12 protein-coding genes and 1 rRNA gene are annotated in these 17,178 nt (G+C 27.5%); 3 read left to right on the top strand and 10 right to left on the bottom strand.

Going from position 1 to position 17,178, the window contains the following annotated elements; genetic code table 4:
* Window positions 1-25 precede the first annotated feature (25 nt).
* From rrf to dcm_N, 3 genes are all read right to left on the bottom strand, one after another.
* Window positions 26-131 (bottom strand): 5S ribosomal RNA (gene rrf, locus JV122_RS03195).
* A 77-nt stretch (window positions 132-208) separates the two neighbouring features.
* Entirely contained in the window at window positions 209-1,465 is a 1,257-nt protein-coding gene (locus JV122_RS03190; protein WP_205843075.1) for an MAG4270 family putative restriction endonuclease, read from the bottom strand.
* Window positions 1,453-2,658 (bottom strand): DNA (cytosine-5-)-methyltransferase N-terminal subunit, encoded by a 1,206-nt coding sequence (gene dcm_N, locus JV122_RS05075; RefSeq protein ID WP_205843074.1) that lies wholly within the window; start codon window positions 2,656-2,658, stop codon window positions 1,453-1,455. Before dcm_N ends, JV122_RS03190 begins: the two co-directional genes overlap by 13 nt.
* A gap of 160 nt (window positions 2,659-2,818) precedes the next feature.
* Between dcm_N and secDF the strand changes: the two genes are divergently transcribed.
* From secDF to aspS, 3 genes are read left to right on the top strand one after another with little or no spacing between them, the layout of a single operon-like run.
* Window positions 2,819-5,416, top strand: coding sequence for a protein translocase subunit SecDF (gene secDF, locus JV122_RS03180; protein WP_205843073.1), 2,598 nt, complete (start codon window positions 2,819-2,821; stop codon window positions 5,414-5,416).
* A 12-nt stretch (window positions 5,417-5,428) separates the two neighbouring features.
* Window positions 5,429-6,688 (top strand): histidine--tRNA ligase, encoded by a 1,260-nt coding sequence (gene hisS / locus JV122_RS03175; RefSeq protein WP_205843072.1) that lies wholly within the window; start codon window positions 5,429-5,431, stop codon window positions 6,686-6,688.
* The gene (gene aspS, locus JV122_RS03170) at window positions 6,675-8,375 is read left to right on the top strand and encodes an aspartate--tRNA ligase (protein ID WP_205843071.1); all 1,701 of its coding nucleotides are present in this window, start codon (window positions 6,675-6,677) and stop codon (window positions 8,373-8,375) included. Before hisS ends, aspS begins: the two co-directional genes overlap by 14 nt.
* 49 nt (window positions 8,376-8,424) lie before the next feature.
* Here aspS and JV122_RS03165 read toward each other — a convergent pair whose 3' ends face one another.
* The 7 genes from JV122_RS03165 to JV122_RS03135 all read right to left on the bottom strand — a co-directional run bounded on the left by JV122_RS03165 (window position 8,425) and on the right by JV122_RS03135 (window position 16,596).
* The gene (locus tag JV122_RS03165) at window positions 8,425-9,411 is read right to left on the bottom strand and encodes a glycosyltransferase family 2 protein (RefSeq protein WP_205843070.1); all 987 of its coding nucleotides are present in this window, start codon (window positions 9,409-9,411) and stop codon (window positions 8,425-8,427) included.
* On the bottom strand, window positions 9,398-10,405 hold the full coding sequence (locus JV122_RS03160) for a glycosyltransferase family 2 protein (RefSeq protein WP_205843069.1): 1,008 nt from the start codon (window positions 10,403-10,405) through the stop codon (window positions 9,398-9,400). Before JV122_RS03160 ends, JV122_RS03165 begins: the two co-directional genes overlap by 14 nt.
* Window positions 10,406-10,480: 75 nt before the next feature.
* Window positions 10,481-11,098, bottom strand: coding sequence for a Fic family protein (locus JV122_RS03155; RefSeq protein WP_205843068.1), 618 nt, complete (start codon window positions 11,096-11,098; stop codon window positions 10,481-10,483).
* Window positions 11,098-11,451 carry a hypothetical protein gene (locus JV122_RS03150; RefSeq protein ID WP_205843067.1) on the bottom strand — a complete coding sequence of 118 codons (354 nt, stop codon included), beginning with the start codon at window positions 11,449-11,451 and terminating at the stop codon, window positions 11,098-11,100. Before JV122_RS03150 ends, JV122_RS03155 begins: the two co-directional genes overlap by 1 nt.
* Before the next feature lie 710 nt (window positions 11,452-12,161).
* Complete coding sequence (locus tag JV122_RS03145) at window positions 12,162-13,133, bottom strand: hypothetical protein (protein WP_205843066.1); 972 nt, start codon at window positions 13,131-13,133, stop codon at window positions 12,162-12,164.
* 1,303 nt (window positions 13,134-14,436) lie between these two features.
* Entirely contained in the window at window positions 14,437-15,276 is an 840-nt protein-coding gene (locus JV122_RS03140) for an Abi family protein (RefSeq protein ID WP_205843065.1), read from the bottom strand.
* A gap of 333 nt (window positions 15,277-15,609) precedes the next feature.
* Window positions 15,610-16,596, bottom strand: coding sequence for an Abi family protein (locus JV122_RS03135; RefSeq protein ID WP_205843064.1), 987 nt, complete (start codon window positions 16,594-16,596; stop codon window positions 15,610-15,612).
* Between the last annotated feature and the right edge of the window lie 582 nt (window positions 16,597-17,178).

Here is a 17,178-nt window from a genome sequence, read left to right as displayed (position 1 = left end):
CCATACATTAAAAAAGGTAAAAAAAAAGCAGCGACGTCCTATTTTCCCATCTCTGGTATCGTCGGCGCTAAAGGGCTTAACTACTGAGTTCGGAATGGTATCAGGTGATCCCCTTTGCCTTGGTCACTGTAAATATGATACATTATTTTTAAAAATTTCAAAGCAAAAAACAACATTTTTTAATATTTTTTTGTTATATTATTTAAATTTAGCTACCTTCTGTTTCCTTTATTATCTCATCATAGTATTTTTGGATGAAAAACTTTCTTTTTGGATAAGCCTGAAAATCCAAATTGACCTGATAATTTTTGATAATATGCAAAACATCGGGTGATACATTATTCAAAAATATTAAATTCCCATTTTGAGGATCTCAATAAAATTTTTTATCATCATATGCAGAATGAATATTAATAGGCAAAGCAATAATGTTATTTTCATCAGAAATTTCTTTTATCTCTTCTGTGTTATAAATTCATTGTTCTAGTTTTTCTTTAGAAATTAAGTCTTCATTTTTTAAAGAAGAATACTTACTAAACAAAAGGTCTTTAAATTTATTTTTTATATTCTCTTTTGTCTTTCATACGGGGAAAATGTGTGCTTTTTGAAGAACGTAATCATTTGAAAATTGAAGAAAATTCACTTCTTTTATTTTAGTTGGAACTTTAGTTCTTTCTTTTTTAATAATAGAATCAAGAGATTCTTCGAAGTTAAAAAGATAATTTTTCCTTTGTTTAACTTCTTCACAAAGCAACTTAATTCTGTTTGTTTTCTCTTGTGTTCTATCTTGTTTGTTGAGCGATAGAAAATCTAAAATTTGATTTAGTGAAGAATCGAGGAAGCTATACAGGTTATTTATTTCATAAATTTTGATTTTATTATTTTCTCTATTTTTTAAAAAAACTTCCCAAAATCTAGATTTTAGTTTTTTACTATAAGAAATTAAATCAAGAAACATAACTAAATTATCAACTACTCTTTCGTTAATGATTCCTTTAAGTTCTGCTGCTTCTTTTTTAGCATGAGAACCAGTAGGATTATTTCCTTTTATTATTGTAATTAAGCTATTAATGGTTGTTCTTGAATTTATGAATACACTTAAAATTTCGAGCATTTTATTCTTTTCTTTATCTGAAGAGTAACTAAATAATTCTTTGTGTTTTTCGTTTTTTCTCTGAATTTGCTCTTTGTTAAAATAAGAAAAAAACTCCTGTCTTAATTTAAAATAAGTGTTTTTTGATTGGAATCAACTCTTTGTTGTGCATAAATCAAATTTTAAATTTTTGGCATCCTTAATTTCAATAAAAGCAAGTAATTTGTCTTGTGTAAAGTAGGCATCTATTTCTAGTTCTAAATCATCATAAGATTTTGAAGACTGTTTCCATTTAAGAATAAAATTATATTTATACAGCTTATTTAGTAATTTGCTATCATCATCTTCATAAATATAATCTATTTTTCCCACAGCACACCATCTTCAATTAATTTTTTAAAAATAGCTTCAAGAACTTCAACAGAAATTGAGTTTCCAGCAGTAAAAATTAGTCTAGAATCACTTAAAATCTCTGTATTTTGGATTTTTTTGATATCTTCTTTTTCAAATCCCATATACAAATAAGCTTCCTGTCAAGAAAGCAGTTGAATCTGGTTTTCTGTTAAGATTTTAATTCTAGAGTTTGCTCCAGATGCTGTGAGTGTAGGTCCTTTGCCATCTAAGTAATAAACATAGTTTTCACTGTTAAATTTTGTGTAATTTTCAAGGAAGCTTTTGTGTATATTACTCTGTGTAATTGTTTTAGTTTTAATAACCGTTTCAAAGGGTAAATCAATGGTTTTATGTTCTATTTTAGGGTTTCAAATATCTCTCAAAGTTTTGTTATTTTTAGTTTCTTTTGGGAACTCAAACTTATGATTTCCAAGCACAGAAACCATAAATACTCTTTCTCTGTTTTGGGCGCTGCCATAGTCTGCTGAATTAACAACTTTTCAAGAAGATGTATAACCAATTTCTTTAAGAACTTCAATTCATTGCTCAAATTCGTGTATAAATTTTGAAGAAGCTAGTGCCTTTACATTTTCTAAAACTAAAACTTTAGGCAATTTATCCAAGTTGCTTTTGAGTATTCTTTCAATTTGAAACAAAAGACCAGAACGTGTTTCTTTTGTCATTCCTTTTTGTTTTCCCTGTTGAGATAAGTCTTGACAAGGGAATGAGTAAGTCAAAATATCAATGTCTTTAGCAAGTGTGCTAAATTGAGTTATATCAGTCCAACTCTCTCTCTCTCTCTCTCTCTGCTCTATTAATTTATAGCGTTTTATTAGCTCTGTGTTTTCAACAAAAGAGATCAAATAAGGGTAAATTGCAGCAAGTTTTTGCTCTTTCATTTTCTGAAAATAAGTCTCTGAAACAAGACTTTTTGAATCTGCTGAAAAAGAATACTTAGAAAGCCTGCTTGCCATTTGTTCTTTTGTTAGTTTTGTTTCTGGTTTTAGTTGACCATGATGAATAATCATATAAGAAATGATAGCATCAATGTAGAACTCACACTGACCAGCATCTTCAAAACTAAAATTAAATTCCTTTTGGATATTTTTAAGAGCTTTTGCTTGTGAACCAATTCCTGCAAAAAACTCAAATAAACGTATTTTTCTATTCATAATTTAATTGTAGCGGATTTTTAACAAAAGAATTGAAACGAAAAAAGACTTTAGAAGCAACTTAATTTTGTCAAAAAACACAGAAAATTCCCGTATTTTTTCTTTATAAGTATCTTTTCCATTGAAAAAAGCTTTTTAGGAGTATAATATAAAATAAATTATGAAGGAATTTTTTAGAAGACTTTTTAAACTGAACAACTGAAAAAGGTGATTTATTGCCCTTTTCACTTTTGCTTCAGTTATTACAGTTGCTACATTAGGTACAACTGAGTATATTTCAAAAAATGTTAATAAATCAATTGAGTATGGAGGAGGAGCTGAAGTTGTTGTCCAAGTAGTTGGGCAAAACGATGAAAAAGTAGAGGATGCAGTTGTTAAAAGAGCTGATCAAGCTATTTTTGATCGTCTAACTGGAGGAACTGGACTTAATGGAACTCAAGTTTCAATCGAAGGTGAAGGAAGAATTAGAGTTTCAAGAAGTGGAATTTACACAAATCAAGAAATTAATGACTTCACAAAAGAAGTAATTGAAAAACAAAAAATTGTAATTACAGATATTAACAACAACCCTCTATTTTTAGATGGTAAATTTGTTCCAAACCAAAAAATTGATTACAACAATACAGAAAACATTAACGAAAGCAGATACATAGCACCTTTTAAAGCGGGAGCTGCTAAAGTTCAAGTTGATCAAAACGGAAGAAATCAAGTTTCTATTGAACTAAAAGATAAAGATGCTCAACTTGAGTGAACAAAAGCTACAGAATACATTTCTCGTCAATCTGCTTTTGGTACAAACTTAATTTTGATTTGACTAAACTTAAAAGATTTAGTTGAAATGGCGAAAGTTTCATATCCAGAACAATGAGCAAAATCAGGATACAACCCTTACAAATTCGTTCACGTTGATGAAGACACAAGTCCTAAAACTGTTTCAGGTTCTCAAACACCACTACAACCTACTCTAAAAGAAGAACAGTTTTCAGCTAAAAAATATTTAATTTCAGCTGCTTCTGTTTCCCAACCTTTATCAGGTGAAAGCTTTGTTATTCAGGGATCATTTACTTCAGGAGAAGCTAAACAACTTGCTTTAAACATAAATTATGGAACAGATGATTACTCACTAAAATTATTATCATCTTCATTTGTTTCAAAGGAACTAGGGGAAAATTCCTTTAATTCAGCTCTAATTGCAGGAGTTGTTGCGATTGCGGTTATTGCTATTTTCATGATTGTAAACTACGGACTTCTTGGAGTTCTGTCTACAATTTCACTTTCTCTGTACATTTTCTTAACTCTATTAATGTTTACAACAGTAAGAGGAGAATATTCACCTTCAACAATTGCAGCTCTTGTTATTGGAGTTGGAATGTCTGTTGATGCAAATATTATTTCCTTTGAGTCGATTAAAAAAGAAGTCTATAAAGGTGCAGGTTCGATTAAAGCGTTTGCGAAAGCTAATAAATTCTCGTTTGCTGCAATTATCGACTCCAACGTCACAACGCTCCTTGTTTCTTTAGTTCTATTCTTCTTTGGAACAAAAGATATTAAAGGATTTGCAGTTACATTGCTATTTTCTATTATTTTCACTGTTTTAATAATGCTATTTTTCACAAAATACATGACAGGATTATTAGTAAGAACCGGAATCTTTGATAAGCATAAGCTACTAATGGGGGTTTCTAAAAAATATGTTGCACTGCATTCAAGGGGTTATGTTTCTGTAGTTGAGCGTCCAGATTATTTAAAAATAGGAAAATGAACAAACTATATTCCTATTGTAATTTTCTTAACTGGAGTTATTGTCTTTGCAACTTTCGCAATTATTAACAAAAACTTCGTTGCAGGATTTAATTTAGCACTTGAATTTAGTGGTGGAACAAACATTACAGTTACATCAGAAAACACAGATTCTAACTTAATAACTTTACAAAAAGCAAAAGATATCGCAGCCTACTTAGAACAAAACGGAATTGACAATTCAAAAAATCAAATTTTAATTCAAGAGATTGATGTTGAAAACCAAATTTACAGCGTTTTAGTAAGAACAAATCAAGACATCACTTCAATTATTTCACCTTTAACTGAAGGTCTTGAAAAAACATTTAGTAATTTAAATATTGTAAGTTACAGTATTTCAGCAGAAGAAGCTAAAAACCTTGTAACAAACTCAGTTTTAGCTGTTTCAGTTGCCTTTGCTGCTGTTGTTGGTTACATCATTATCAGATTAAAATGAACATTTGCCTTTGCTGCAATTATTTCATTATTACACAACATATTAATTACAATTTTATTCTTTATTATTTTCAGACTTGAAATCTCGCCAATCTTTATTGCGGCTATTCTTTCAATTATTGGATACTCAATTAATGATACAATTGTTGTTTTTGAAAGAATTAAAGAAATTACAAAAGATTTACCACACCAAGAGGTTCAAGACTTTACAAGACTTAAAATGATTGTTAACAGAACAATAAGAGAAACAATTAAGCGTTCAATTTTAACTTCTTTAACAACTCTCTTTACAATTCTAATCTTAATTATTTTCAAAGACTCAACAGATATTTACTTCAACATTGCTCTATTAGTTGGTGTTGTTTTTGGAACATACTCATCACTATTTATTGCTACATACATCTGATTATTAACAGAAACATTAAGAAACAAGAAAAAAGCAAAAAGAATCAAAAAAGGTTACTGAAATACTCAAAAAATTAAAGAACAAACATTTAGTGGAATAAACGATTTTGAATATTAGAAAGGATACATCGTGTATCAAAAACCTAAAGGAACAAAAGATATTTACGGAATTGAAGCTAATGCTTATCAAAAATTAAGACAAGTAGTTTTTGAAAAAGCAAAGAGCTGAAACTTTAAGTATATTGAAACACCAATCTTTGAAACTTACGAATTATTTTCAAGAACTTCAGGAGAAACTTCTGATATTGTAAATAAAGAAATGTATGTTTTTGAAGACAAAGCAAACAGAAAAATGGCACTTAGACCAGAAGGTACTGCTCCTGCTGTTCGTTTAATTTTAGAGAATAAATTATATTTATCAAACGATAAATATTTTTACTTTGGACCAATGTTTAGATATGAGCGTCCTCAAAAAGGGAGATACAGACAATTCTATCAAGCAGGTTTTGAGTTTATTTCAGAAAAAAATATTTACAATGATTTTGAAGTTATTTCAGCTGCTGATTCAATTCTAAAAGAACTGAAAATACAGGATTATGTGTTAAAAATTAACACATTAGGTTCAAAACAAGAAAGACTAAAATACATTGAATATTTAAGACAATACTTCTCGCAATACAAAGATCAACTCAGTGAAATTTCTCAACAAAGAATAGATAAAAACCCTCTAAGAATCCTTGATGACAAAATTGATTCACAAAAAGACTTTGTGCAAAATGTTCTTCCTCTAAGTTCTTTTTTAGAAACACAAACACTGGAATATTTCAATCAACTACAACAATTGCTAAACAAATACAACATCAAATTTGAAGTCGATTCTTCTTTAGTTAGAGGGCTAGATTATTATGATGAAATAGTCTTTGAATTTGTTTCTGAATCACCTGCTTTAGGTACAAAAGCAACAGTGATTGGTGGAGGAAGATACGATAACTTATTTTCTGAAATTGGTAACCAAAACCTTTCTTCAATTGGTTTTGGTGTTGGAATTGAAAGATTGCTTGAAATCATTCTTTACAACAACGAAATTAATTTAGAACAAAAAAGCGATGTCTTTGTTGGAATCATCAATGAACAAGAAACACAAGAACTACAGGAAATTATCTTCGAACTAAGATCCTTAAACTTCTCTGTAGAATACAACAAAACACCTCTTAAACCACAAAAGTTATTTAAAAAAGTCGATCAAACACAATACAATTTTTTAATCTTTAAAGAAAAAGATCAAAAAGCGGATTACATTACAATTAAAGACCTTCAAACAAAAGAAAACACAGAATTACACAGATCAAAAATAGAAGCATTTTTGAAAGGAAAACATGAAAACAATTAAGAATAATGAATTAAGATTAAGTGATGTTAACAAACAAGTTAAGCTGTATGGATGAGTTCAAAATACAAGAAAATTCAAGGATTTAATCTTTATTGACCTTAGAGATCGTTGAGGAATTACACAAGTAATTTACAACCCTTCTGAAATTGATGTTCATTTAGCTAAAGAATATATAATTGAAGTTGAAGGAGTTGTTGTAGAAAGAAAATCATACAATAGCGAGCTTGAAACAGGGCAAATCGAAATCAACGCAACAAACATTAAAGTTCTTTCTAAATCTAAAGAACTTCCTTTTGAAATTTCAGACAACATTGAAGTTTCAGAAGAATTAAGACTAAAATATCGTTTTCTAGATCTAAAAAGAAATAAACTAAAAAACAACATTATTTTTAAAAATAAGGTATTTAAAATCTTAAGAGACTTTTTAGACGAAAACGAATTTATCGATATTGAAACTCCAATTCTTTCAAAATCAACTCCAGAAGGAGCAAGAGACTTTTTAGTACCAACTAGAAAAGAAGGAAAATTCTTTGCTCTACCTCAATCACCACAGTTATTTAAGCAAATTCTAATGGTTTCTGGTTTTGAAAAATACTATCAATTTGCAAAAGTTTTCAGAGATGAAGACTTAAGAAAAGATAGACAATACGAGTTTTTCCAATTAGATATGGAAATGTCTTTTGTTGATGAAAAAGATGTGCAAAATCACGTTGAAAACATGGTTAAATACCTGTTTGATAAGCTTGGTTTAGAGATTTCTGTTCCTTTTGAAAGAATGGATTATGACTTTGCAATTGACAACTACGGAAGCGACAAACCAGACTTAAGATACGAAAATAAATTATTAGATGCACAATCTCTAAATGATGCTTCTGAGTTTCTATTCTCAAATCCTGTCACAAAAGCTTTATGACTTGAAAACGAAGTAATCTCAAAACAACAATTTAAACACCTTGATGAAGTTGCTAGAAAAAACAAAGCAAACAGATTGCTTTATGTAATTGTTGAAAATTCAGAGATCAAATCTGCATCATTTAAGATCAATAGTTTTGATAAAATAAATTCTTTTATAAAGGAAAAACACTTTATAAACGGAACTTTATTTATTGTTAATGATCAATATGAAAAGGTTTGTCAAGGGCTTGGAGGTTTAAGAGTTGAGCTTAATTCAATGTTCAAATTAGCAAAAGAAAATAGCTATAAATTTGCTTGAATCGTTAATTGACCGATGTTTGAATACGACGAAGAACAAAAACGTTATTCAGCAGCTCACCACCCTTTTACTATGTTCCAAGAACAATCTTTAGCAACTTTTGAGACTGATCCAAAATCAGCTAGAGCAAAAGCATATGACTTAGTTCTTAACGGTTTTGAAATTGCTGGAGGTTCAATCAGAATTCATGATTCAGAAATCCAAAGAAAAATGTTTAAAGCAATTTCAATGACAAAAGAACAAGCAGAAAGTCAATTTGGTTTCTTCTTAAATGCTCTTGAATTTGGTGTGCCACCTCACGGAGGAATTGCTTTCGGTCTTGATCGTCTAATTATGATTCTAACCAATTCAGAATCAATTAGAGATGTTATTCCTTTCCCAGTAAACTCAAAAGGAATAAACTTAATGATTGATTCTCCTTCTGAAGTTACAAAAGAACAACTTGATGAGTACTTTTTAGAACTTAAAAAATAAAACTAAGACAAAACAAAAAAACTTAACAGCAATTGTTAAGTTTTTTGTTTTAGTTATATAACTTTTTGAGTTTGTAGTAGTTTCTAACTGCGTTTTTAAACAGAAAACTAGAAGCTGATTTATATTTTTGTAGCTTGCCTTCGATGTTGTGAGACTTAAATGTATAGAAAATTTCAGTCATAGCTTCTTTAAATTCTTCTTTGTTTTTAACTATTTTTGTGTAGTTTTTAAAAGAAAATAGATGAATTAAAATGTTTTTGAAAAAGAATCTTTCCATTTTTCTTTCGAAGATTTCAATGTTATTTCTAAACTTAAGTTCATTATAAAGGTAGTTCATGTTTTTGGCAATTCCTAGAACTTTAGAAGGGCTTTGAGTTTTTGAGATTCCTTTTAAATTAAGGTCGTATTTATAGGTGTATTGATCAATAAAATAAGTGCTTTTAGCAAGCAGCATTAAATTAAAAGTTACTGGCACATCTTCGAAGTTATAACCCTCTAAAAACTTCAGTCCGCTATTTAAAAAGAACTTTTTGTTATAAGCTTTATTTCAAATAAAGGGACTTCAGTGACTTAAATAGTTTTCAACATTATTGAAGTTATCAACTTTTTCAAAAGAAGGTTTTTTAAGAAAGTTATAAACTCTCATGTTTTTTAAAATTAAGGTATTTTTAGCATAAACAATATCAAAATCTTTTTCTTTTAGAGCTTGATTAAAGAATTTCATTGTGTTAGGAAATAATTGATCATCAGCATCTAGAAAATAGAAATAATCTGTTTCTGTTTCTGCAATTAATCTATTTCTCCCTCTTGCGAGTCCTTCATTTTGCTCAAGAGCAATAATTTTAATATTAAAAAGAGTTTCGTTTTGTTTTTTAAAATTTTGTAGCATTTGCAGTGTGTTGTCTGTTGATTTATCATCAATAAAAATTAAATCAAACTCACGATCACTTTGATTTAAAATGCTTTTAAATAAGCTTTCTAAAAATTCTGTTTTATTGTAACAAGGAATAAGTAGAGTAATTTTATTTTTGCTCATTTCAATAAATCCCTTCTAGTTTTTTTAGTCTTTTAAGACTGCTTTTGAAAACAAAACTAAATTTGTTTTGGTACTTTTTGTATTTGTGTTCAAAGTTATATTTTTTAGCAACTTCAAAGAATTCTTCAAATACTTCTCTGTAAAGTTCTGTGTTTTTGGTAACTACTTTAAAACTTTTTCTTTTGAAAATATAGTAAATTAAGTTTTTAAAAAAGATTGATTCAATTCTGTTTGAAAACATGTTTTGTGTATTGATTTCTTCAAGTTTTGAATAAAGATAATCAAGATTTTTTGCAATTCCTAAAATTCTTTTTGGCGAATTTCCGGAACTCAATCCCTGTGAATTTAAAAAGTATTTATAAGTAATTTTATTGATAAAATGAGTATTTTTAGCTGATAAAAAAATTGAGAAGCAAATCGGAAAATCTTCAAATAAATAACCGTTTAAAAAACTCATTCCAAATTGCTTAAATCACTCTGTCTTAATGGCTTTGTTTCAAATATAAGCCGAACCATATTTTAAATATTCCATCTTTTGTTTTTTGGTTTTTATGAATCTCATAAAGTAATTTCTCTGTATATTTGGAATTCTGATGTTGTTGTAAGTGAGTGAGTGATTTGAATAATAAATCTCACAATTTGGTTTTTTTTCTAAAGCTTTATTGTAGTGCTTCATTGCATTTTTGGTGATTATGTCATCTGAATCTAGAAAATAAAAATACTCGGTTTCTGTTTTAGAAATTAAAAAATTTCTCACAAAAGCAAGACCTGAATTTTGCTCTAGTTGATAAATTTTAATATCAAATAAATTGGAGTATTTTTGTTTGAAGTCTTCCAGAATTGCTTGTGTGTTGTCTGTTGAGGCATCGTTCACAAATACAATTTTAAAGTTTTTATCTTTTTGATTAATTAAAGACTTAAATAAACGCGGATAGAAATCCGTTTTATTATAACAGGGGATTAATATAGAAATTTTAGCTTCTTTTTTCTTCATGAGTATTTAAATTATACCAAAAGAAAGCAAAATTCTTGTTTTAGAGAAATTGAGAAGTGAGTTTTGCACAGAAAATTAAACTAAACACTCTTTTAAAAAGTCAATTAATACTTCTTTTTGTGTTTCATCTTCGTAAGATTTTATGAATAAAGTTCTGAAAGTCTCTATTTTTTCAGGGGTAATTAAAAGAATTTTGTTATAGTGTAAACTTAAAAGTAAGTTGCTAAAAATTGTTGAACTTCGTTTGTTTCCATAGCCAAAAGGTTGCATTTTCATCATTGAAATCATATTAAAAAGTATGTTATCGATCGAAATTGTATAAAGATTATTAAGAATTAAATCATTAATTTGATTCGTATCCACTTTAGGAGGTATGTATGTACTTCCTTTAATTTGAACAGAAAAATCTCTGATTTTTCCATTGTTGAAAATGATGCTTTCTCCAATTAACTTATTTATTTCCATTAAAGTTAAAATAGGTTTTTTTGTATCCAAAGTTATTTCTTCATTGATGATTTTTTTATATGTTTGATAGAGATTTAAAACAATAGAAGTATCGTGTGTTGATAAATTATTTTGCTTCATGTCAGTTATTAATTTATAGGTTTGCCCAAGAGTAATGTTAACATTTTCTAAGTTAGATGCATATGTTATAAGCTCATAAGAATATTGCAATATTTTTTTGTGTGTCATTATAACTCCTTTATAATTTCTTGACTTAATATAATTTTCTTCCCGTTTATAATGGTGTATTCTTCTGTTTCTATTGAACTAAAATTTTTGAAATAATCAATTAATATTTCTTTAGATTGATCAAATTTTTCTTTTGATAAGTATGCTTCACTGTTTCAATAATGAGTCAGATTTTTAACTCTTTGTTTAGCATCTTCGAAGCTTAAAAAATCTAAAATATAATCAATTGTGATTTTTTTAAACCAATCAAGATAAACAGAGCGATCAGCTCTTTCTGGAAAATCAAAAACTTCAGTAACTTTTTCTAAAATTAAATCAATGTTTTGAAGATGTATTCAAGATTTTTTTGTCATTTTATTCCTTTTGTAAATTATACTAAAAATGCTGTTTGTTCGCAAGAATAGAGAACTTTTAGAAATTATTTTAGTTGTGTTAGTGAGATTTTTGTTTGTTCTCAATACAGAGAATAATCGCCCTTTTTAGTTTTAGTTATTTTCGACTTCTTCGAGTTTTTATAATTGTTTTTCGTTCAAATGCACGCATATCAAAAACGTTGTTTATTTAGAAAATAAAGTTATTAAGATATCATTTGATAAAGCACGGACGCTCATATAGCGTTTCCATATGCTTTGGCATTGGTTCAATTGTATGTGGGACAGTGAAAGCTTGCTCTAAGGCAAGCTTTTTAAAATTTTAGAAAGTTCATTGAGTTTGAATATTAACCAGAAGTATTTATTTGGCTAATTTATTCTATTTTTTAAAGTATTCTAAATAAATATAGTGTTTATCTTTGTCTTTTCAGTCTTTAAAAACCTCATTTAATCAATTTCTTCTTGACTTTTGATTTCAGTAAAAACACGCTTAAAAGAAGTAAAGAAGCAAAAATAATTATGCTTTTCAAAAAGATATACCAAAAAATAATAAAAAGTAGGATCGGATATTTTTGAAAATGGTATCATTTTATTGAGGAATGGACGCTCATATAGCGTTTCTATATGCTTTGGCAATGGTCCAATTGTATGTAGGACAGTGGAAGCTTGCTTTAGGGCAAGCTTTTTAAATTCTAAAAGCAACTAATTAGATCTTGAATATCTTGGAGTATAAAGTTATTTACGGATTTTTCGTCTTTGGAAATCAAAAAATCAAAAGTGTATGGAATTACTCCTTTACGACCAGAAAATCTATACAAATAAACATTTTTATCGTGTGTTATAATTTTTATGCAAAAATCTTTTTCAATCTCTTTTTTCAAAAGATTATTAATTTCTAAAATATAAAAATATTGAATATTTTTAGAGTGGGCTAAAAAATTTCTAAGTCTAAGAGCAAAAGAGATTGTTTTATTTGCTTTTCTATAATTAATGGGCTTTTTGAATATGATTGTCTTTATTTTTCTTTTATCAGCTCCACTAATTAAAGGAGTGCTATTTTTTAAAAAAATAAGCAGCAGTAACTTAAGACTTCCTAAAGTAAAGAATTCAATATCAAATCAAATTGGATTCGAGAAACTTTTTATACCTTTTTTAAATCTTTGAAATTCATCATTATCAACTCAAATGGTTTCTAGAAAATCAAGTCATTTGTCATAATTATCCCTTCAATAAGGATTTTCTGAATCATGCATAAGTTGGGCAATCAGTCTTGCCAAAACGCTTTTCATTCTTCTTTCTAATTTAAGAATGTTATTTAGTAAGAATTCCGAAAATGCTTCATTGTTTTCATTAAAAGTTTTTAATTTATCAAAACTGAATCAATTTTTGTAAATATGACCGTTGTTTTCGTCTCTTTTGTAAAGGATTTTAAATAAATTATAGTGTTTATCTTTATCTTTTCAGTCTTCGCGTACCTCGTTTCAATCGATTTCATCTTGAGTTTTCATTTCTGCAAATACAAGTTTAAAAGAAGTAAAAAAGTAGACATAGTTATTGTTTTCTAAAAATTCTAGAATCTCATTATTTTGTCCTTCTCTTGTTTTCATTTTCTTTACTTCTTTTAGTCTTTTTAGTTGTTGTTCTGTTGTTAAAAATTTTTTCATTTTGGTCCTTTCTGGTGTTTTCCTCCATCCTAGAATAGAAATTTTTTGTAAAAAATAGCCTAAAAAAGACAAATTTGGGAAAATTACAGTTTCCTTTCCTAAAATTTTCCACTGAAAAATCACCTATAACTTAAGCTATGTTGTTAAATTCACCCGCTCAAGAGATATTAAAAAATAATATAACAAGAAAAAGTGATTTTTATAGAAGAGCGTGTTTTTATGTGGTATTATTTAATTATTGGAAAATGGTCGCTCCTAAGCGGCTCAACGTATCTTCGGCTTAAATGACGAATATCTTGAACAGAGAAAAGCTTGCCTTTAAGGTGAGCTTTTTAAATACTTTTAAAATTAGAAATATTTAATTTTGGTCTTCCTTAGATTTTGTGTTGCTTCTATAATAGAAAGACAGCTAATAACAATTAATGAATTAACATAACAAGAAAAAATACTTTTTATACAAAAACACGACTTTTTATGGTACTATTTAGTTATTGGAAAATGGTCGCTTTTGAGCGGCTCTGGGTATCATTCGACTTAAATGACGAATACGCAGGACAGTGAAAGCTCGCTACAAGCGAGTTTTTTAAAACGCTTTTTTAAAGAAATGGATTAAAGTTTTGAAATCCTCTTGAATAATTTTGTTTACGGACTTGTTTTCTCTTGCGATTAATAAATCAAAAGAATAAGGGATTATCCCTAAATCTCTTCAAATAACACACAGAAATTTACTTTGATCATATTTTTATATGTATTCCACAGTCTTTTTTTGAAAGTTCTTTCCTTGTAATATTGTTAATATAACAAGAAAAAAAGACAATTTAGATAAAAGTAAATTTTTAGTGATAGAATTTAATTATTGGAAAATGGTCGCTCCTAAGCGGATCCTGGCTATCTGTTGCTTAAGTGCAAATATCCGGAACAGTGAAAACTTGCTTATGGCAGGTTTTTAAAATTCCTTTTTAGAATTTTTATAAGAAAATTAAAATCATTTGAAATTTCACTTAATATAATAAGAAAAAAATCATTTTTGCTAGAAAGGTGTTTTTCTGTGGTAGAATTTAATTATTGGAAAATGGTCGCTTCTATGCGGCTCTGGGTATCTTCGACTTAAATGACGAATACGCAGGACAGTGAAAGCTCGCTATTAGTGAGCTTTTTAAAACGCTTTTTTAAAGAAATTGATTAAAGTTTTAAAATCTTCTTGAATAATTTTATTTACTGACTTATTTTCTTTTGTGATTAATAAATCAAAAGAATAAGGGATTATTCCTAAATCTCCTCAAATAACATACAAAAATTTGCTTTAATCATATCTTTTTATGTGTATTTCATAAGATTTTTTTGAAAGTTCTCTTCTTATAATGTCATTAACTTCTAAAATATAAAAATATTGAATATTTTTAGAGTGAGCTAAAAAATTTCTTATTCTTAATGCAAAAGAAAGAAATCTATTTATCTTGCTTGAATAAATGTGTGTTCCAAATATTTCGGATTTAAGAAAAGTCTTTTCATATTGATTGATTAAGAAATTATCTTTGCTTAACAAATTGTTTAGTAGCAGTAATAAATTTCCAAAAGTTAAATTTTCAATATCAAATCAAATGTAATTTGAGTGGTGTTCAATTTTTGATCTGAATTTGGCATATTCTTCTTTATTGAATCAAATAGTCTCAAGAAAATCAAGTCATTTATCATATTTAGTTCTGAAGTTTTCGTCTTCTGTAACAAACATTAATTTGGCAATGAAATTACCCACAATACTCTTTATTCTCTTTTCGAGTTTTAGAATATTGTTTAGAAGATAATCGGAAAACTTTTTGTTGTTTTCATTAAAATTTTTAAGCTTATCAAAACTAAATCAGTTTTTATAAATATGATCTTGATTTTCGTTTGTTTTGTAAAGGGATTTAAAGAAATTATGATACTTATTTTGACCTTTTCAGTCTTGAGTTATTTGTTCTCATTCAACTTCTGATTCATCCTTTATTTCTGCAAAAACAGGTTTAAAAGGTGTGAAAAAATGCACATAATTATTTTGTTTTAGATAGTCAATTATTTCTTGTTCTTGGTTCTGTTTTGTTTTCATATTTTTGACTTCTTTTAGTCTTTTTAGTTGTTGTTCAAATGTTAAAAAATCTTTCATTTTCATCCTTTCTGAGGGGTTTATCCCCTCTAGAATAGAAATTTTTTGCCAAAAACAACCTAAAAAGGAAAAACTTGGGAAAACTTCTAGTATTTTTCCTAAAATTTTCCACAGAAAATAGCGTTAATTTGAGTTTTATTTTTCAAATTACTTTTATAATAACAATTAATGAAATTTAATATAACAAGAAAAAAAGTATTTTTTTGAAATAAAACAAATTTTATGCTATTATTTAATTATTGGAAAATGGTCGCTCCTATGCGGCTCAACGTATCTTCGGCTTAAATGACGAATAGGTTGAACAGAGAAAAACTTACCCTTAAGGTAAGTTTTTTAAAATACCTTTTCAAAAAAATGAATTAGAAGTTTAAAATCTTCTCTAATGATTTTATTTACTGATTTCTTTTGTTTTGTAACTAATAAATCAAATGAATAAGGAATAACACCTTTTTTATTTAAGAAAAGGTATAAAAATTTATTTTGATCAAATATTTTAATTTGGATTTTGCAATCATTTTTAGATAGTTCTTTCCTGATAATATCATTTACTTCTAAAATATAAAAATATTGAAGGTTCTTTGAGTGTGCGAGAAAATTCCTTAATCTCAATGCAAAAGAAAGAATTCTATTAATTTTAGTAGAGTAAATATTTCTTTCAAATATTTCAAACTTTAGCTTTGTTTTTTCTTTTTTTGATAGAAAACGATTATCATCTCTTAGTAGATTACTTAATAGAGATACCAAATTCCCAAAAGTTAAATTTTCTATATCGAACCAAATATAATTTGAATCACATTCAGTTTTAGTTCTAAATTTAAGATATTCTTCTCTATCGATTCAACTAGCTTCCAAAAAATCAAGTCATTTATCATATTGAAATTTAAAATTTGGATTATCTGTAGTGAATATTCATTTTGCAATAAAGTTTCCTAAAATACTTTTAATTCTCTTTTCTAACTTCAAAATATTAATTAATAAATAGTCAGAAAATTTCTTGTTGCTTTCATTAAAGTCTTTTAGTTTATCAAAACTAAATCAGTTTTTGTAGATGTGATCTTGATTTTCATTTGTTTTGTAAAGCGGTTTAAAGAAATTGTAGTATTTATTTTGACCTTTTCAATCTTGAGTGATTTGTTCTCACTCAACTTCCGATTCATCTTTTATTTCTGCAAAAACAGGTTTAAAAGGCGTGAAAAAATGCACATAATTATTTTGTTTTAGATAGGCAATTATTTCTTGTTCTTGATTCTGTTTTGTTTTCATATTTTTAATTTCTTTTAGTCTTTTTAGTTGTTGTTCAAATGTTAAAAAATCTTTCATTTTAATCCTTTCTGAGGGGTTTATCCCCTCTAGAATAGAAATTTTTTGCCAAAAACGGCCTAAAAAGGAAAAAAATGGGAAAATTTCTGCTTTTCTTCCTAAAATTTTCCACAGAAAATGGCATTAGTTTTGTTCTTATGTTAATTTAACTAATGTCAATTAATAAAACTAATATAACAAGAAAAATCTGATTTTAGATAAAGATAAATTTTTTAGTGGTATCATTTAATTATTGGAAAATGGTCGCTCCCTATGCGGCTCAACGTATCTTCGACTTAAATGACGAATATGTTGAACAGCGAAAAGCTCGCTCTTTGGCGAGTTTTTTAAATTCCTTTTTAAAATAGATAAATGCACTTTAAAGCGAAGCGAAAACTTAAAACAGATTGTTATTTTTTTACTCTTTTAATTTACTTTAACTAAACAATATATACATTCAATGATTGAAAAATACGTAAATTTTGTTTTTTTGTCTTTTGTGTTATAATTCAAATATTAAGTTTTAAGCAAAAAGAAAAAAATAACTGTTTTTTTAACAAAATCATGTTCAAACAACACATTTATTTAGAATATTTACTAAAG

It is taken from the genome of Mycoplasma procyoni, from assembly GCF_017052595.1.
Classification (GTDB): Bacteria; Bacillota_I; Bacilli_A; order Mycoplasmatales; family Metamycoplasmataceae; genus Mesomycoplasma_A; species Mesomycoplasma_A procyoni.
The sequence above is the reverse complement of the archived record's forward strand: the minus strand, read 5'-3'. Positions and strand labels throughout refer to the sequence as shown.